The sequence below is a fragment of the Amycolatopsis sp. MEPSY49 genome (assembly GCF_051337345.1).
Lineage (GTDB): Bacteria > Actinomycetota > Actinomycetes > Mycobacteriales > Pseudonocardiaceae > Amycolatopsis.
In genome coordinates this window covers 286,953-304,632 of record NZ_JBDLYJ010000010.1, presented here as the reverse complement: position 1 = coordinate 304,632, position 17,680 = coordinate 286,953, and the positions used below count along the sequence as shown (strand labels likewise).

The following is a 17,680-nucleotide window of genomic DNA, read 5'->3' as shown; positions in this document are numbered from 1 at the left end:
CGACGGCGTCACAGCCTGACGTTCGCACCCGCAAACGGTGGCGGCACTTTCCCTGTGAAAGTGCCGCCACTTTGCGTTTCAAAGCCGCACTTTCACGTGAAAGTGCGGCTTTCGGCGTCTTCAGAGCAGCTCGGCCAGGCGGTGGCGGGGGACGTCGACCAGGCGCAGGTCCGTCAGGTCCTCGGGGACGTCCAGGGAGACGTTCGCCAGGCGGGCGTGGGCCCGGGTGAGCACCTCGTCCTGGTGCTCCACCGCGTCCGCGACCACCACCGCGTGCCGGTTGTCCGGTGTGCTGCGCAGGTACCGCAGGGTGTACTTGCCCCGGATCAGCTCCGAGAGAGACGTCTGGGACCGCTCGTCCGCCAGGTCCGGGTGTGCGTTGGGTACGAGCAGTGCCAGCCGGCGCGCGTTCGTACCCAGCAGGGTGCGCAGCAGCCACGGGCCCGGGTCGGCCGAGAGGTCCATCGCGATCGCGTCGCCTTCGGGCCCGGAGATCGACCAGTCCACCGGCCGCGACTCCAGCGCGAGCCCGCCGGAAACCGCGATCTCCTTCAGCTTCTCCAGCAGCGCCGGCTTCGTCCCGGCCGCCTCCACCGACTGCGGCCCGTGCGTGTAGATCGCCTTGCCCGCGCGGACCTTCTTGGCCTTCGCCGTCGGCTGGCAGACGTACAGGTCCGCCGCGCTGCCGATCGCCTGCGCGCCGAAGTAGCGGTTGAAGTCCGGCAGGATCGCCTCGAACGTCAGCCCGAGCGTCGCCAGCGATCGCTGCACCTGCGCGCCCAGCGCCGGGTGCCGGGGGCTGTAGCCGTACGCGAACAGCAGCCGTCCCTCGCTCGGGTTCCGCAGCGCCTGCACGCCGCGCGCCGCGAACAGGCCCATGCCTTCCGGCGTGTACGGCGGATCGCTGAACACCAGGTCGAAGCCGCCGGTGACGGCCGGCGGCAGGCCGACGCGCAGGTCCGCGTGCGCGGTGGCGATCTCGCGCCCGCCGCGGTCGTCGAGGTAGGCCAGCACGCGCTCGTCGAGGTCGACGACCGTCAGAGACGCCGCCGGGCAGACCGCTCGCACGGCCAGCGACGTCAGGTCGTGGTCGCCGAGGAACAGCAGCCGCGCCGACGTGAGGTCGTAGCGCGCGTCCAGCCACAGCGCGCGGCGCAGCACCGTCGCCGGCGTCGCCTGCACGTGGTCGAGCGCGGCGAGCGGCGGCGGCACCTCGGCCACCCACTCGGCGACCTTCGGCAGCAGCTCGTGGTTCGCGACGGCCTCGTCGAGCGGGTCGGCGTAGCGGGGTGCGCTGTACTGCAGGTAGGACGCCGCGACACCGGGGGAGATCCGCAGCCGGTCGCCGCTGCGGTCGAGGTCGTCGCCGAGCGCGGCGAGGACGTCTTCCACGCTGCGGCGCGGCGCCGTGGACAGCCGGACCAGCTCGCCGAGGTCGTGGTCACCGGTGCGCAGCAGGTCGATGACGCGGTACAGCGGGCGGACGCCGACACCGTGCGCGGCGAGGACGTCGTCGAGTGCCTTCACGGGCATTCAGCGTAGTAGCCACCCCTCGGAACACCGTGCCAACCGCCGCCGACTCGGCTACGGTCGGTTCCACCGGACATGGGGAGTGGGCAGTGACCATCGAATTCCGCGACGTGACCAAGCAGTATCCCGATGGGACGGTCGCCGTCGACAAGCTGAACCTGACGGTCGAGGACGGCACGATCACCGTGTTCGTCGGCCCGTCCGGCTGCGGGAAGACGACGTCGCTGCGGATGATCAACCGGATGGTCGAGCCGACCGGCGGGCAGGTGCTGCTGGACGGCAAGGACGTCGCCGAGGGCGACCCCGCGCTGCTGCGCCGCGGCATCGGCTACGTCATCCAGCACGCCGGCCTCTTTCCGCATAGGACGGTGCTGGACAACATCGCCACCGTGCCCCTGCTGTCGGGCTGGGACAAGGCGAAGGCGCGCAAGCGGGCGGCCGAGCTGCTCGAGACCATCGGCCTGCCGGTCGAGCTCGGCAAGCGGTACCCGGCCCAGCTTTCCGGCGGCCAGCAGCAGCGCGTCGGCGTCGCCCGCGCGCTCGCCGCGGACTCGCCGGTGCTGCTGATGGACGAGCCGTTCTCCGCCGTCGACCCGATCGTGCGCGAAGACCTGCAGAACGAGCTGCTGCGGCTGCAGTCGCAGCTGGGCAAGACCATCGTGTTCGTCACCCACGACATCGACGAGGCCGTCCGGCTCGGCGACAAGGTCGCGGTGATGCGCGTCGGCGGCAAGCTCGCCCAGTACGGCACGCCCGCCGACGTGCTGCGCCACCCGGTGGACGACTTCGTGGCGTCGTTCGTCGGCCGCGACCGCGGCTACCGCGGCCTGTCGTTCCTCTCCGCCGACGGCGTCGAGGTCAAGGAGATCGAGCTGGTCGAGATCGGCTCTCCGGTACCCGCGAGCGACGGCTGGCGGCTCGCGGTCAACGCGGACAAGCAGCCGCGCGGCTGGCTGCGGCCGAACTCCACAGTGGACGGTTCACTGTCCGAAGACGACTTGGTGGCCGGCGGCTCGCTGTGGATCCAGGGCACCCCGATCCGGGGCGCGCTGGACGCGGCGCTGTCGTCGCCGGCCAGCCTCGGCGTGGTCGTCGACGAAGACCACCGAGTGCTCGGCGGCGTCGTCGCGAGGCAAGTGCTGGACGTGATCGAGGCGACGCCCCAGGCGTCATGAGCTTCTTCGACGAACTCGGGCGCTACCTGAGCAGCGGGAACACGCGCGTCGAAATCCTCGGTGACCTGGGTGACCACGTCTACTTGGCGCTGCTCCCGCTGGTCGTCGGCATCGTGCTCGCGATCGCCGCGGGCTGGCTCGGCCACCGCTGGCGGCCTGCCCGGCAAGTGCTGATGGTGCTCGCCAACCTGCTCTACACGATCCCGTCGCTGGCGCTGTTCGTCGTCATCCCCGGCCTGATCGGGTCGAAGATCCTGGACAGCGTCAACGTCGTCGTCGCGCTGACGATCTACACCACCGCGCTGCTGGTCCGCCCGGTGCTCGACGCGCTGGACGCCGTGCCGCCGCCGGTGACCGCCGCCGCGACCGCCGTCGGGTACAAGCCGGTGCGCCGGTTCTTCGCCGTCGAGCTGCCGCTGTCCGTGCCGGTACTGGCGGCCGGCGTGCGGGTGGCGTCGGTCAGCAACATCAGCCTGGTCAGCGTCGGCGCGCTGATCGGCACCGGCGGCCTCGGCGTGCTGTTCACCGACGGCTTCCAGCGCGAGTACTTCTCGCCGATCGTCGTCGGCATCGTGCTGACGCTGCTGCTCGCGCTGGTCGTCGACCTGGTGCTGGTCTTGCTGCGCAACCTCCTGACGCCGTGGGAACGGGTGACCACCGCATGATCAGCGACCTCCTCCACTGGTTCGGCGACCCGGCGCACTGGTCGGGCCCCGACGGGGTGCCGCGGCGGCTGCTGGAGCACCTCGGGTACACGTTCCTGTCGCTGGCGATCGCGTTGGTCATCGCTGTCCCGTTGGGACTGTTCGTCGGCCACACCGGACGCGGTGGCGTCGCGTTGGTCAGTGCCGGCAACGCGATCCGCGCGCTGCCGACGCTGGGGCTCGTGACGTTCCTGTTCCTGCTCTTCACCGAAAGCGTCACCTCGACGATCATCGGGCTCGTCGTGCTGGCCGTGCCGCCGGTCCTGGCCGGCACGTACGCCGGGTTGCAGGCGACCGACCACGGCGTGGTCGACGCCGCCCAGGGCATCGGGATGACCGGCTGGCAGCGGCTGTGGAAGGTCGAGGTGCCGATCTCGCTGCCGCTCGTGCTCGGCGGTGTCCGCAACGCCGTGCTGCAGCTCGTCGCGACCGCCGCGGTGGCCGCGTACGTCGGACTCGGTGGCCTGGGCCGGTTCCTGCTCGACGGACTGGCCATTTTGGACTATTCGGAGGTCATCGCGGGCGCGCTGCTGACGACGGTGCTCGCGATCGTCCTGGATCTGCTCTTTTCGTTGCTGAACCGCGCGTTGGTGCCGCGGGGCGTCCGGCTCGCGGCGGCCGTGAAGAAGGTGGCGGCGTGAAGCGGCTGTTCGTGGTGGTGGCCTTGCTGTTGGCCGCCGGGTGCGGCAACCCGCTGGCGGGCGGCGGCGAGGGCGGCGCGTCCGGCGACATCATCATCGGCGCGTCGGACGTCGGGGAAAGCCTGCTGCTGGCCCAGATCTACGCCGGCGCGCTGCGCAATGCCGGCGCCACGAACGTGACGGTGCGGCCGCCGGTGGGGAGCCGCGAGGTCGTCGTCAAGGCGCTGCAGGACAAATCGCTGTCGGTGGTGCCGGACTACAGCGGGAACCTGTTGCGGTACTTCGACAAGGACACGACCGCGACGACGTCCCAGGACGTCTACGCGCAGCTGCGGCAGAAGATCCCGGCGGGCTTCGAGGTGCTCGACCAGGCGCCCGCCGAGGACAAGGACCTGCTGGTGGTCGGGCCGCAGCTGGCTTCCTCGGGCATCAGGACGTTCTCGGACTTGGGGCGGCGCTGCGGCGAGCTGGTGTTCGGCGGACCGGGGCAGTGGAGCAGCCGCTGGAAGGACAAGATCAAGGCGCTCTACGGCTGCGAGTTCAAGGAGATCCGCACGACGGACACGGGCGGCCCGGTGACGGTGGCGGCCCTGAAGTCGGGCGACGTCCAGGTCGCGGACCTGTTCAGCACGTCGTCGACGATCGCGGCGAACGGGTTCGTGCCGCTGGTCGACGACAAGAACATGTTCCCGGCGCAGAACATCGTGCCGCTGGTGGCGCGCGGGACGCTGTCGCCCGCCGAGGTGGCCGCGCTGAACCGGGTTTCGGCGGCGCTGACCACTTCGCAGCTGACCCAGCTGAACGTCGAGTTCACCGAGCAGAAGCGCAACCCGCTGGACATCGCCGAGGACTTCCTGGCGCGCAACAACCTGAAGTCCTAGTTCTCGGCCGCCAGCTTGATGCCGAGACCGATGAAGATGCCGCCGGTGGCGACCTCGATGCGGCGCTGGTTCTTCTTCCGCCGGACCCATCCGCCGACGCGACCGGCGAGGACGCCGACCGCGCCGTCGACGAGGAACTCGAACACGATCATGATCGCGCCGAGGACCGCGAACTGCAGCCAGACGTGGCCTTTTGCCGGATCGATGAACTGCGGCAGGAACGCGATGGTGAAGGTGACCATCTTCGGGTTGAGCAGGTTGGTGAGCAGGCCGCTGAGGTAGGCGCGGTCGCTCTTCCGCTCGACGAGCGGCTTGCGGTTCCGGATGGCCTGGACGCCGAGGTAGATGAGGTAGGCGGCGCCGGTGACGCGGACGACGGTGAAGGCGACGGGAACGGCGGCGAAGAGGGCGGCCAACCCCGCCGCGGCCACGGCGACGTGGATGGCCTCGCTGGTGGCGACCCCGGCGGTGGCGAGCAGCCCGGCCTTCGGGCCGCCGCGCATGCCGCAGCCGAGGATGAAGAGCATGTCCGGACCGGGGGTGATCATCGCGATCACGGTGGTGACGACGAACGCGACGAGGAGGTGCGGGTCGACCGGCATGGGGCCGATCCTGACACGCGCCCGGACGGGGGCGAACTGCTTTTCGGGTGGGCGCGCGACATAGCGGGGCCCGCAATGCGCCCTGGCTTCACAACACGCCCGGAGCCCTCGGCGCGCCCGCCCCGCTGGAGCAGCGCGTGCCGGGGAGCGGTGTGGGCCTCCTCGAGCGGCGGCCGCTCTGCTGGAGCAGAGCTGGCCGGGGAGCAGCGCCGCCCCGAGCAGCGCCCGCCCTCCCAGGGGGTCCGTCCCTGTTCCAGCGTATCGAGTGCACCCGACAAAGCTGCCTGGGATGAGCGCTGTGCGGCCGGGTTGTCCACATCTCGGGTGGGCTGTGGACAGAGCTCGCGGCGCGGTCAGCTCGCTGTGGCCAACGTTCTCGGCGTGGTCAGCCGGCTGTGGCCAACGTCCTCGGCGCGGTCGGCTCGCTGTGGACGACGCTGGCGGCCGCGGTCAGCCGACTGTGGCCAACGCTCGCGGCGCGGTCGGCTCGCTGTGGACAACGCCGGCGGCCGCGGTCAGCTCGCTGTGGCCAACGCTCCGGCCGCGGTCAGCTCGGCTGGAAGAACTCCAGCAGCCTCTGCGCCGCGTCCGGTGACCGCAGCAGCTGCTGCATGTCCGCCGACATCCGGGCCGCCGCGCTGGTGCGGTCGAACATCTCGCGTTCGTACTCCTTGATCGCCGCCGGGTGGTCGTCCGGGTGCGCCGCCAGTGCCAGGCCGAGCGCCGCGCCGTCGATCAGCGCCTGGTTCGCGCCTTCCCCCACCGCCGGCATCAGGTGCGCCGCGTCGCCGAGCAGTGTCACGTCCGGCCTCGATGGCCACGTCAGGCCGATCGGGAGCGTCGTCATCGACCGCCGCGCGACCGTGTCGTCGCAGGCCTCGATCAGCGCGGTGAACCGGGCGTCCCAGCCGGGGAGCAGCTCGATCAGCCGCGCCCGGGCGGCGGCCGGGTCCTCGAACGGGATTCCGCTTTTCGCGAACCAGTCCTCGGCGGTGTTGTAGAAGCTGATGCCGATGCGGACGCGGCCGTCGCCGTTGCGCTGCGCCGCCAGCGACCGGCCGCCGCCGATCACCCAGTAGGTGCCGCGGCCGACCATCGCCGCGAGGTCCGGGTGCGTGCGGTCGATGTCCGGAATGCCGACCTCGACGACGTTCTGGCCGGTGTGCTCCGGGCGGGCGTCGGTCACCAGCGGACGCACCCTGGACTGCGCGCCGTCCGCGCCGACCAGCAGGTCGTACTCCGCGCTGCTGCCGTCGGCGAACCGCACGACGCCGTCGCCCGCGGACTCGAACGCGTGCCCCCACCGGACCGTGCCGGCGGGGAGCGAGTTCAGCAGCAGGTCGCGCAGGTCGGCGCGGTCCACCTCGGGACGCAGCATGGGGGCGTCGTCCGGCGTGTCCTCCTGGAGCAGCAGGGTGCCGTCCGGCTGGAGGAGCCGCATGTCCTGGCCCTCGCCGCGCGCGATCGCGAAGAACTCGTCGAGCAGGCCGGCCTCGCGCAGCGCGCGCTGTCCGGAGTGGATGTCGAGCATGCCGCCCTGTCCGCGCGCGTCGCGCGAGGTCTCGCGTTCGTATACGACGGATTCAATGCCGTGGAGGTGCAGCACCCGGGCCAGAGCCAGGCCGCCCGGCCCGGCTCCGACGATGGCGATGGTCATGAGGTCCCCTTCGATACGCTGTATCTCTCGATACACTGTATCGCACCATGCGCTGTATGGTCTCCGGCGTGACGGTGTGGGAACGGCCGGAGCCGCCGGAGAGGCCGACGCCGGCTCCGCTGAGCCGGGAGCTGATCGTCCGCGCGGCGATCCGGCTGGCGGACGCGGACGGCTTGGCGGCGGTGTCGCTGCGGAAGGTCGCCGGCGTGCTGGACGTCGGGCCGATGCGGCTGTACGGCTACATCGACACCAAGGAAGAGCTGCTCGACCTGATGGTCGACGACGTCTACGCCGGCATCCGGCCGACCGGCGACAGCTGGCGGGAAGTGCTGCTGTCCCTGGCCGAATCGACCCGGCGGGCCGCGCACCGGCACGAGTGGTTCGCCGACCTGCTCGGCGGCCGGCCCCAGCTCGGGCCGCACGCCCTGGCCAGGGGAGAGGCCGTGCTGGCCGGCCTGAAGGGCGTCGACGTGGACGCCGTGATGCCGGTGGTCAAGGCCGTCAACGCGTACGTGGCCGGTGCGGTGCGCCGCGAGATCACCGAGCGGCGCGCCGAACGGGCCACCGGGCTGAACGAGGCCGAGTGGCAGCGCACGTACGGTCCCTACCTGGAGCGCACCTTCGCCACCGGCCGGTACCCGGCGCTGGAGAAGGTCGTCCGCGACGCCGTCCACTGGGACGTCGACGAGACCTTCCGGATCGGCCTCGGCTACCTCCTCGACGGCATCGAAGCGAGTCTTTCGCGCTGAGGGCTCAGGCGCGCAGAGCGGCCGCGACCTTGCCCGCGTCCTCGATGCCCCGCTCCGGCGGCTCCTCCGGCAGCGGGAGCAGGACGACCGAACCGCTGCCGGCCGCGTGCAGCGCGCGCACCGACGCCACGCACTGGTCGAGGTCGCCGCAGATCGCGAGCCGGTCGAGCCAGTCCGGCCGCAGGCCCGCGGCCAGTTCGTCCACTGTGGACGCCGAGTCCACCAGCGCCAGCAGCTCGCCGGCGAACGGCAAGCCCTCGACCTGCACCCGCGCCCCGGGCGTCAGGGACTCGGCCACGGTGAGCCGCGCGCGTTCGCGGTCGCCCAGTGCCAGCCAGTTGTACGTGACCACCGCGTGCGCGGTGGGTTGGCCGGCGGCGATACCCGCCAGCGCCGTCCGCACGAACTCCGGCGGCGACGGCTCGGCCAGGATCGTGCCGTCCGCCGAGGAACCAGCCACCGCCAACGACTTCGGCCGCCGCACCCCGGCCAGCACCGGCGGCACCGAAGCGGGCGGGAACACCAGCTCGACCTCGTCCAGGTTCACGTGCCGGCCGTGCATCGACACCCGCTCGCCCGCCAGCAGGCGGCGGACCGCCACCAGCGTCTCGTCGAGCGCCGCCAGCGGCGACGCCGGGTACGCGCCGATCTGGCGCATCCACGACGCGACCCCGTGGCCCAGCCCGCCGATCAGCCGTCCCGGGTGCAGCTCCGCCAGCGCGGCCAGCTCCATCGCCGCGATCGCCGGGTTGCGGGCCACCGCCGGCAGCACGCCGATGCCCACCTTGATCGTCGACGTCACCGCCAGCGCCGTCGCGACCGTGGCGATCCCGGCCGCCCAGAAGCAGTCTTCGACCAGCCAGACTTCGTCGAGACCCGCGTCCTCCGCCTGCCGCGCCAGGTCGACCAGCTTCGAAGGGTGCTGTTCACGGTTGACGCGGACGCCGACGGACGAGCTCGGTGCGTACATGCCAGGCTCCTCAGATCCGGGAGAACGCCGGCGCGTACTCGAACGCGCCGGCTTGCGTGGGTTTGTAGCCGGTGAGCGTGCGCGCCTGGAAGTGCTTGCCCCAGGCGGGATCCGGCGACGCGACCGAGAGCGTCGACGCCGTGACGAAGCCGAACCGCGAGTAGTACTCCGGGCTGCCGAGCAGGACGGCCAGGCCGTAGCCGAGCGCGTCCGCCGCGCCGAGCACCGCGTGCACCAGCGCCGAACCGACGCCGCTCGCCTGGTGCGCGGGCAGCACGCCGAGCGGGCCCAGCCCGACCGCCGACGTCGTGTCCTCGCCGACGCGGGCCCGGCTGCCGCACACGTGCCCGACGACCTCGCCGTCGCGCACGGCCACCAGCGAAAGCGCGTCGATCAGGTCGCCGTCCGCGCGCAGCTCGTCCACCAGCGGTGCTTCGACCGGGGTGACGCCGGGTTCGCGCCGGAAGGCTTCGCGGTGGATCGCGTGCACGGCGGTCCGGTCGGCGGGCGTCTCGCGGCGGATCAGCATGGTCGTCACCTTGCCGCGAACCGGCCGCGGGCGAAAGCCGATTTCGCCGCCGCACCCTAAACTCGCAAGCGAACCGGACGAGGGGAAACCATGGGGATTCGGGAACTGGTCGACCGCGTCGTCAAGCGGGAGGCCGAGGGCATCGTCGCCGTGCAGGTTCCGTCGGTGGACACCGGACCGGTGCCGGAGTTCGCGCCCGGCCAGGTCTACCTCGAAGTCCGGCTCCGGCAGATGTGGCTGACCCGCGCCCGCGAGCTGTGGCGCGAGTACCTGCCGTTCGGGACCGTCGTCACCGAGTTCGTCCACAAGGGGAACACCGTCGCGGTGCCCACCGTGCTCAGCAGCGCCGAGCTGGCCCGCCGGTTCCAGGTCACCGGGGCCGACGACGCCGTCGAGATCGCGAACGTCCGGGTCGCCGGCCCGGTCCCGTACGAAGGCGACGAAGTCAGCCTGCTGGTCGCGCTGTTCCGGGCCAAGACCACCGACTGGATCGCGCGCTCGCTGAAGGTCGTCGAGGACGTCGCCGCGGCGGTCGGTTTCGGCGGGCTGGCCGGGGCCGTGCCGCTGGCGGCGTCGCTGATCCGCGGCATCGAGTCGTTCCTCGAATCGCCGGACGTCGAACTGCGCGTCGGCGCCTACCGGTCGTGGCAGAAGGGCTTCGAGCCGCTGAACTTCGTCGTGATGCGCCGGCCGCGGACCACGACCTCGGCGGCGGAGCTGGCCTCGCTGCGCGTCGCCGACGGGCGGCTGCACCGGCTGCTCGACGACGGCGTCACCCTCGTGCCCTACACCGAGCACGACTTCATCGTGGTCGGCGTGGAGGCGAAAACCGAGCGCGACGACTACCGCAAGCTCGCCTTCTACCCGCTGTGGGAACGGACGAAGGAGCAGGTGATCGCGGGCGAGCTCGGCGCCGCGCAACGCAGCTGGCGCAAGACCGCGGGCGCGATCTTCACCGACGACCTGACGCGGCCGCAGCAGGAAGTCCTCTTCGCCGAGTACCAGCGGCTCTACGGCGAGCTGGTCGAACGCTTCTCGGACCTGGAAATGGCCGAATACCGCGGCACGACGACCGAAGCCGCGCCGGCGGAGCTCGTCGACGACCCGCTCGCCATCCTCCGGGCGGCCGGGGCGTGACCGGGCCGACGGACTCCGATCTGCGGTTGCTGGGCCTGATCCAGCACGTCCAGCGGCTGCTCGGGGAGGGACGCCATCAGGACGCCTACGGGGCCCTGATGAGCGGGCTCGAGCTCGTCGAGGACGAGTCGGCCGACCCCATGGCCGTGTTCGCGTTCCATCGGCTGCTCGGCCAGGCCGCGCGCCAGGCCCGGCAGTTCGACGACGCCCGGCGCGCCTACGCCATCGCCTTCGGCGTCGCCCGGGACCTCGGTGACCTCAACGCGGCCAGCGGCGCGCTCGAAGGGCTCGGGCTGGTGGAACTGGCCGACGACCGGCTGCCCGAGGCCGACGAGTACCTGGCCGAAGCGGTCAAGGCGGCCCAGGCGTCCGGGGACGCCGACGGCTACCGGGCCGCGCTGCAGAACCACGCGCTGGTGCTGTCCCGGCGCGGGGACGCGCGGGCGGCCGAGCGGTACGAGGAGGCACTGGCCGTCCCGGGGCAGGGACCGGCCGCCCGGGGGATCACCACCGACAACCTCGCCGAAGAGCTGCTCCGGCAGGGCCGCGTCGAGGAGGCGATCGCGAAGACCCGCGAAGCCGCGGCGATGTTCCGCGAGGCCGGCGCGGGCTACGACGAGTTCGTGGCCCTGCACAACCTCGCCCTGCGGGCCCGCGGGGTGGACCCCGAAGCCGCGACGCGAGCCTTCGTCGACGCCCACGACCTCATCCACCGCCTGCACGCCGACGTCGACGTCGAGCGCTACACGACCGGGCACGAGCAAATGGTGCGCCGGATCGAGCAGCGGACCGAGGAGAAGTTCGCCGGCGAGCACGCCGCCGACGCGGCGCTCGAGATCGGGCTCCTCGCGAAGACCGCGTCCGACGCCACCGACGAAGGGGAACGGCTGCTGGGCCGGCACCGGTACGCCGACGCCGAGCGGTTCCTCCGGCGGGCCGAGGCGGCGTGGGACCACCTCGGCGCCGTCCACTGCCTGCCGCGGGTGTGGAACAGCCTCGGCTACCTGTACATGGAGACCGGCGACCACGAAACCGCGTGGCAGTACCTGGAACGCGCGAAGCAGTACGCGAACCAGCTCGGCGACGCCCGGCGCGAGCTGACCGCCCTGATCAACCAGTGCAGCCTGAGCCGCCGGTTCGAGAACGTCCGGCCGGTCCGGGCCGTCGAGCTGCTGGCGCGGGCCCGGGCCCTGCAGGCGTTCGTCCGCGACCGGCAGGCCGAGCGGCTGACCGGCGTCGAGCTGACGGAGGCGCAGCGCGAGGAGCTCGCGAGCATCGTCGACGGCGGTGTCCTCGACGGCGTCGCCGCCGGGATCGCGGCCGAGCACGGGGCCGTCGAGCTGGAGGAGCGGTACCTGCGGCGGTTCGTCGCCGCCGGGCAGCGGATGGCCGACGACATGCCGGGACGGCTCGCGAGCCGGCGCGCCCGGCTGATGCAGTTCCTGTTCCGGCAGGGGAGGACCGACGAGGCCGCGGAGCTCGCCACACAGCTCGAAGCGGCGCTCGAAGTCACCCCGGACGTCGCGCTGGCGTTCGTCGTCAACACCGTGCTCGGCGGGCTCGCCTTCGCGGACGGGCGGTGGAGTGACGAGACACTGGATCGGCTCGAACAGGCGTGTACGGCACACGCGGAACTGCGGCGCAACGCGGTCGACGTCGGGGAGGCCGGCCGGTTCGGCGTGTACGTGGAGCCGCCGTACGCCGAGGCCGTCGAGGTCGCGATCGGCCTCGGGTACGCGGAACGCGCCTTCGACCTGGTGCAGGCCGCGAAGTCCCGATCGCTGATCGAGGCCGTCCGCGACCGGCCGCCGGTCGTCGACGGCCCGCGCGCGGCGGAGGAGGAGCAGCTCTGGCAGCGGCTCGTCGGGCTGCGCACCCGCTCGCTCGGCGCGGAGCTCTCCCCGCGTGAACGTGTCTCCCGGCTGTTCGCGGTCGACAAGGAGATCGAGGAGGTCCGCGCGCGGCTCGAAGACGTCTGGGAGCAGCTCCCGCCGGATGTCCGTTTGCACCGGCTGGCGACGCCGTCCACCTCGGCGGACGTCCGCGCGCTGCTCTCGCTGCGCGGAGCACGGACACTGCTCGAGTTCTTCATCGGTGACAGAGGCGTCTACGTCTTCACGGTGGCCGCGGGCGAGATCGAGGTCCGGCTGGTCGTCCCGGCGGCCGATCCGGACCTCGCCGGGTTCCGCGGGCTGCTGAACGACGACGACCCGCGCGGCCTCGACCGCCTGCTCGCCCAGCCGGTGTACCAGCGGCTGGCGCGGCTCGTCGCGGACGTGCGCACAGACGCGTACATCGCGCCGTACGGTGTGTTGCACCTGGCGTCGCTGCACCTCGTGCCGCGCGCGGACGGCGGTGTCGAGCCGCGCCGCGGGACGTTCGTGGTGCCCAGCGCGTCCCTGCTGCGCGCGGCGCACAGCGAGTCCTGGACGCGCCGGCAGTCGCTGGTCATCGGCGGCGACCCGCTCGGCGACCTGCCGTTCGCGCGGGCGGAGGCGGCGGGCGTCGCGGCCCGGCTCGGCGGGGAGGCACGGCACGGCGCCGACCTGACGTTCGACTGGCTCGCCGGGGTCCTCGACGGCACCGCGCGCCTGGTGCACCTGGCCTGCCACGCCGTGTTCGACGACGCCCGGCCCGAACGGTCGGGCCTGCTGCTCGCGCACCCGGACGGCGGCCCGGACCGGGTGACACTGGCGCGGCTGGCGTCGCTGGACTGGTCGGGCGCGCTCGTCGTGCTCGGCTCCTGCCAGAGCGGCAAGCACCGCGTCCGGACCGGCGACGAGCTGACGGGCATCGCGAGCACCCTGCTCGCCGCGGGCGCGACGGCGCTGGTCAGCACGTTCCGTCCGGTCCCCGACCTCGCGACCGCGTTGCTGATGCTCTGGTTCCACGACCGGCTCGCCGCCGACGGCGACTGGTCGCTGGAAGCGGTGAGCACGGCGTTGACCGACGCCCAGCGCCGCGTTGCCGCCGCCGGCGCGCGAGAGATCGTGACCTGGGTGGCCGACCGGGTGGCGCTCGGCGAGCTGGACCTCGCGCTGGCCTACACGCTGCTTTCGGTGGCGCACCGGGCGGCGGGGAACGTCGAGGAGTTCGCCGCCTGCCGGCACCGGCGTCAGCAGCTCGGGACGACGTCCGCGGCGGAAGCGGCGGCGGACATCGCCCGCCAGCGCGCCGTCGGACCGGGCTACGCGGAGCGTCCCTTCCGCGCGGCGGCGAACTGGGCGCCGTTCTCGATCACCTCGGGCGGCTGAACGACGAAGGCCTCCCCGCCGGCGAACCGGGAGGAGGCCTTCGTCGTGTTCAAGCGATCAGTCGAACGCCTTCGAGATCAGCGCCTTCTGCTCGACCTCGTGCACCTTCGACGAGCCGGCCGACGGCGCCGCCATCGGGCGCCGCGACACGACTTCCAGCTTCGAGAACAGCTCCGGGAACTTCCGCGGCAGGTTGAGCCCGAAGAACGGCCACGCGCCCTGGTTCTCCGGCTCCTCCTGGACCCACGCGACCTGCGAAGCGTTGGTGTAGCGCTCGAGCGCCGCCACCAGCTTCTTCTTCGGCAGCGGGTAGTACTGCTCGATCCGCACGATCGCGACGTCGTCCGCCTCGCGCTTCGTCCGCTCGGCCACCAGCTCCCAGTACAGCTTCCCGGAGGTCAGCAGCACCTTGCGGATCTTCGCCGGGTCCGGCGTCGTGTCGTCGATGACGGACATGAAGCGGCTTTCGCCGGTGAAGTCCGTGGTCGCCGACGTGGCGGCCTTGTTGCGCAGCATCGACTTCGGCGTGAAGACGATCAGCGGGCGCTGGATGCCGTCGAGCGCGTGGCGGCGCAGCAGGTGGAAGTAGTTCGCCGGGGTGGACGGCACCGCGACCGTCATCGAGCCCTCCGCGCACAGCGAGAGGAACCGCTCGATGCGGCCGGAGGTGTGGTCCGGGCCCTGGCCCTCGTGGCCGTGCGGCAGCAGCAGCACGACGTCCGAGCGCTGGCCCCACTTGGCCTCGCCGGAGGAGATGTACTCGTCGATGACGGTCTGCGCGCCGTTGACGAAGTCACCGAACTGCGCTTCCCACATCACCAGCGACTCGGGGTTGGCCACCGAGTAGCCGTACTCGAAGCCGACGGCCGCGTACTCCGACAGCGCCGAGTCGTAGATCATCACGCGGCCCTGGCCGTCGGCCAGGTTCTGCAGCGGCGCGTACTCCTGGCCGGTCTTGCGGTCGATGAACACCGAGTGCCGCTGGGTGAACGTGCCGCGCCGCGAGTCCTGGCCGGACAGCCGGACCAGCCGGCCTTCCATCGCCAGCGACCCGAAGGCGAGCAGCTCGCCGAAGGCCCAGTCGATGTCGCCTTCGCGCGACATCTTGTGGCGGCGCTCCATGACCGGCTTGACGCGCGGGTGCGGCGTGAAGCCCTCCGGGACGTTCACGAACGCGTCGCCGATGTGCTGCAGCGTCTCGTCGGTGATCGCCGTCGGGACCTTCGCCGGCACCTGCTGCTCCTCCTCGACGGAGGGGCTGGCCTTCGCCGGGTGCTTCTCCAGCTCGCGGACCTCGTTGAAGACGTGCTCCAGCTGGCTCGAGAAGTCGCGCAGCGCGGCCTCGGCCTCCTCGACGGAGATGTCGCCGCGGCCGATCAGCGACTCGGTGTAGGTCTTCCGCACCGAGCGCTTCGTGTCGATGATGTCGTACATCGCCGGCTGGGTCATCGACGGGTCGTCGCCCTCATTGTGCCCGCGGCGGCGGTAGCAGATGAGGTCGATGACGACGTCCTTGTGGAACGCCTGCCGGTACTCGACGGCCAGCTTGGCCACCCAGTGCGCGGCCTCCGGGTCGTCGCCGTTCACGTGGAAGATCGGCGAACCGATCATCTTGGCGACGTCGGTGGCGTACTGCGACGAGCGCGAGTGCTCCGGCGCGGTCGTGAAGCCGACCTGGTTGTTGACGATGACGTGCACGGTGCCGCCGGTGCGGTACCCGCGCAGCAGCGCCAGGTTCAGCGTCTCGGCGACGACGCCCTGGCCCGCGAAGGCCGCGTCGCCGTGCATCAGGACCGGCAGCACGGTGTAGCCCTCGCCGCCCTTGTCCAGGAGGTCCTGCTTCGCGCGGACGATGCCCTCGAGCACCGGGTCCACGGTCTCCAGGTGCGACGGGTTCGCCGTCAGCGACACCTTCGTCTCGCCGTCGCCGAACATCCGGAAGTACTTGCCCTCGGCGCCGAGGTGGTACTTCACGTCACCGGAACCGTGCGCCTGGCCGGGGTCGAGGTTGCCCTCGAACTCCTGGAAGATCTGGCTGATCGGCTTGCCGACGATGTTGGCCAGCACGTTCAGGCGGCCGCGGTGCGGCATGCCGATGACGACCTCGTCGAGCTCGTGCTCGGCGGCCTTGTCCAGCAGCGTGTCGAGCAGCGGGATGGCCGTCTCGCCGCCTTCCAGCGAGAACCGCTTCTGGCCGACGTACTTGGTCTGCAGGAACGTCTCGAACGCCTCGGCGGCGTTCAGCTTCGAGAGCACGTACTTCTGGACCGCGGGGTCCGGCTTCTCGTGCGGGATCTCGACGCGCTCCTGGATCCAGCGGCGCTCCTCGGGGTCGAGGATGTGGGTGTACTCGATGCCGACCGTGCGGCAGTAGGAGTTGCGCAGCACGCCCAGGATGTCGCGCAGCTTCATCCGCTCCTGGCCGGCGAAGCCGCCGACCGGGAACTCGCGGTCGAGGTCCCAGAGCGTCAGGCCGTGGGACAGGACGTCCAGGTCGGCGTGGCTGCGCTGGCGGTAGTTCAGCGGGTCGGTGTCGGCCATCAGGTGGCCGCGCATCCGGAACGCGTCGATCAGCTCGATCACGCGGGCGGTCTTGTCGACCGGGCCGTCCGGGATGTCGGCGACCCAGCGGATCGGCTCGTACGGCAGGCGCAGGCTGGTGAAGACGTCGTCGTAGAAGCCGTCTTCGCCGAGCAGCAGCTGGTGGATGCGCTTGAGGAACTCGCCGGACTCCGCGCCCTGGATGATGCGGTGGTCGTAGGTCGAGGTCAGCGTCATGATCTTGCTGATGCCGAGGTCGACCAGCGTCTTCTCGCTGGTGCCCTCGAACGCCGCCGGGTACTGCATGGCGCCGACGCCGATGATGGCGCCCTGGCCGGCCTGCAGGCGCGGCACCGAGTGGTTGGTGCCGATGCCGCCCGGGTTGGTCAGCGAGATCGTCGTGCCGGAGAAGTCGTCGGCCGTCAGCTTGTTGTTGCGGGCCTTCTTGACGATCTCCTCGTACGCCTGCCAGAACTGCAGGAACGACATGTCCTCGCAGCCCTTGATGGAGGCCACGACGAGCGTGCGGGAGCCGTCCTTGCCCTTCATGTCGATGGCGAGCCCGAAGTTGACGTGCTCCGGCGTGACCGCGAACGGCTTCCCGTCGATCAGCTGGTAGTGCCGGTTCATGTTCGGGTAGGCCTTCAGCGCCCGCACCATGGCGTACCCGATGAGGTGCGTGAAGGAGATCTTGCCGCCGCGCGTGCGCTTGAGGTGGTTGTTGATGACGATGCGGTTGTCCGCCATCAGCTTCGCCGGGACCGCGCGCACGCTGGTCGCCGTCGGGACGCTCAGCGAGGCGTCCATGTTCTTCGCGATGGCGGCCGCGGCGCCGCGCAGCTGCTTCGACTCCGGCTCTTCCTTCTTGGCGTCGGCCTTCGGCTCCGCCTTGGCGGCCGGCTTGGGGGCCGCCTTCGGCTCCGGCTTCGGCGCCGCCTTCGGCTCGGCCTTCGCGGGGGCGGCCTGCTTGGCCGCCGACTCGGCGTTCCGCACCGCTCCGGCCGACGGCTGGGAGGCCTGGCCGTTGGTGGCCGGCTTGGCGTCGGCCTGCTGCTGCCGGGCGTTGTCCGCCTTGGCCTGCGCGTTCTGCGTCGGCTTGAAGTCCGCGAAGAAGTCGTGCCAGGCGGCATCGACTGAGGAAGGGTCTGCGAGGAACTGGTCGTACATCTCTTCGACCAGCCACTCGTTGGGGCCGAACTGTGACGCAGGGCTGCTGCTGGACACGGCTTGGGCTCGCCTCTATCCGTCTCGATCTCGATCATGAATCCGCTGATGCGCCTACCAGGCTAACCCCCTCGGTGACCGCGATG

Annotated in this window: 13 protein-coding genes; 7 read left to right on the top strand and 6 right to left on the bottom strand. The window is 71.5% G+C overall.

Annotated elements, in window-relative coordinates; genetic code table 11:
• Positions 1 to 120: 120 nt before the first annotated feature.
• A complete protein-coding gene (locus ABFJ78_RS36780) occupies positions 121 to 1,527 on the bottom strand; it encodes a bis-aminopropyl spermidine synthase family protein (RefSeq protein ID WP_436392008.1) in 1,407 nt (468 codons plus the stop codon).
• Between the two features lie 92 nt (positions 1,528 to 1,619).
• Between ABFJ78_RS36780 and ABFJ78_RS36775 the strand changes: the two genes are divergently transcribed.
• The 4 genes from ABFJ78_RS36775 to ABFJ78_RS36760 are packed head-to-tail and all read left to right on the top strand — an operon-like array spanning position 1,620 to position 4,931.
• Positions 1,620 to 2,705 carry an ABC transporter ATP-binding protein gene (locus ABFJ78_RS36775; protein WP_436392006.1) on the top strand — a complete coding sequence of 362 codons (1,086 nt, stop codon included), beginning with the start codon at positions 1,620 to 1,622 and terminating at the stop codon, positions 2,703 to 2,705.
• On the top strand, positions 2,702 to 3,370 hold the full coding sequence (locus tag ABFJ78_RS36770) for an ABC transporter permease (protein WP_436392004.1): 669 nt from the start codon (positions 2,702 to 2,704) through the stop codon (positions 3,368 to 3,370). Before ABFJ78_RS36775 ends, ABFJ78_RS36770 begins: the two co-directional genes overlap by 4 nt.
• Complete coding sequence (locus tag ABFJ78_RS36765) at positions 3,367 to 4,050, top strand: ABC transporter permease (RefSeq protein ID WP_436392002.1); 684 nt, start codon at positions 3,367 to 3,369, stop codon at positions 4,048 to 4,050. The genes ABFJ78_RS36770 and ABFJ78_RS36765 overlap by 4 nt, the downstream gene beginning before the upstream one ends.
• Positions 4,047 to 4,931 carry an ABC transporter substrate-binding protein gene (locus ABFJ78_RS36760; RefSeq protein WP_436392000.1) on the top strand — a complete coding sequence of 295 codons (885 nt, stop codon included), beginning with the start codon at positions 4,047 to 4,049 and terminating at the stop codon, positions 4,929 to 4,931. The genes ABFJ78_RS36765 and ABFJ78_RS36760 overlap by 4 nt, the downstream gene beginning before the upstream one ends.
• Here the strand turns inward: ABFJ78_RS36760 and ABFJ78_RS36755 are convergent.
• A complete protein-coding gene (locus tag ABFJ78_RS36755; protein WP_436391998.1) occupies positions 4,928 to 5,533 on the bottom strand; it encodes a LysE family translocator in 606 nt (201 codons plus the stop codon). The genes ABFJ78_RS36760 and ABFJ78_RS36755 overlap by 4 nt on opposite strands.
• 547 nt (positions 5,534 to 6,080) lie before the next feature.
• A complete protein-coding gene (locus tag ABFJ78_RS36750; RefSeq protein ID WP_436391996.1) occupies positions 6,081 to 7,190 on the bottom strand; it encodes an FAD-dependent oxidoreductase in 1,110 nt (369 codons plus the stop codon).
• Between the two features lie 68 nt (positions 7,191 to 7,258).
• Here ABFJ78_RS36750 and ABFJ78_RS36745 point away from each other — a divergent pair, with 68 nt between their 5' ends.
• Positions 7,259 to 7,939 carry a TetR/AcrR family transcriptional regulator gene (locus tag ABFJ78_RS36745; RefSeq protein ID WP_436391994.1) on the top strand — a complete coding sequence of 227 codons (681 nt, stop codon included), beginning with the start codon at positions 7,259 to 7,261 and terminating at the stop codon, positions 7,937 to 7,939.
• Positions 7,940 to 7,943: 4 nt separating this feature from the next.
• Here the strand turns inward: ABFJ78_RS36745 and ABFJ78_RS36740 are convergent, their stop codons facing one another.
• Complete coding sequence (locus ABFJ78_RS36740; protein WP_436391992.1) at positions 7,944 to 8,909, bottom strand: LLM class flavin-dependent oxidoreductase; 966 nt, start codon at positions 8,907 to 8,909, stop codon at positions 7,944 to 7,946.
• A gap of 10 nt (positions 8,910 to 8,919) precedes the next feature.
• On the bottom strand, positions 8,920 to 9,438 hold the full coding sequence (locus ABFJ78_RS36735) for a GNAT family N-acetyltransferase (protein WP_436391991.1): 519 nt from the start codon (positions 9,436 to 9,438) through the stop codon (positions 8,920 to 8,922).
• 90 nt (positions 9,439 to 9,528) lie between these two features.
• On the opposite strand from ABFJ78_RS36735, the gene ABFJ78_RS36730 reads away from it, so the two are divergent.
• Both ABFJ78_RS36730 and ABFJ78_RS36725 read left to right on the top strand, forming a co-directional pair.
• Entirely contained in the window at positions 9,529 to 10,575 is a 1,047-nt protein-coding gene (locus ABFJ78_RS36730; RefSeq protein ID WP_436391989.1) for a hypothetical protein, read from the top strand.
• On the top strand, positions 10,572 to 13,829 hold the full coding sequence (locus tag ABFJ78_RS36725; protein ID WP_436391987.1) for a CHAT domain-containing protein: 3,258 nt from the start codon (positions 10,572 to 10,574) through the stop codon (positions 13,827 to 13,829). Before ABFJ78_RS36730 ends, ABFJ78_RS36725 begins: the two co-directional genes overlap by 4 nt.
• Positions 13,830 to 13,886: 57 nt before the next feature.
• Here the strand turns inward: ABFJ78_RS36725 and ABFJ78_RS36720 are convergent, their stop codons facing one another.
• Positions 13,887 to 17,594, bottom strand: a complete 3,708-nt coding sequence (locus tag ABFJ78_RS36720) for a multifunctional oxoglutarate decarboxylase/oxoglutarate dehydrogenase thiamine pyrophosphate-binding subunit/dihydrolipoyllysine-residue succinyltransferase subunit (RefSeq protein ID WP_436391985.1) — start codon at positions 17,592 to 17,594, stop codon at positions 13,887 to 13,889.
• Positions 17,595 to 17,680: the final 86 nt, after the last annotated feature.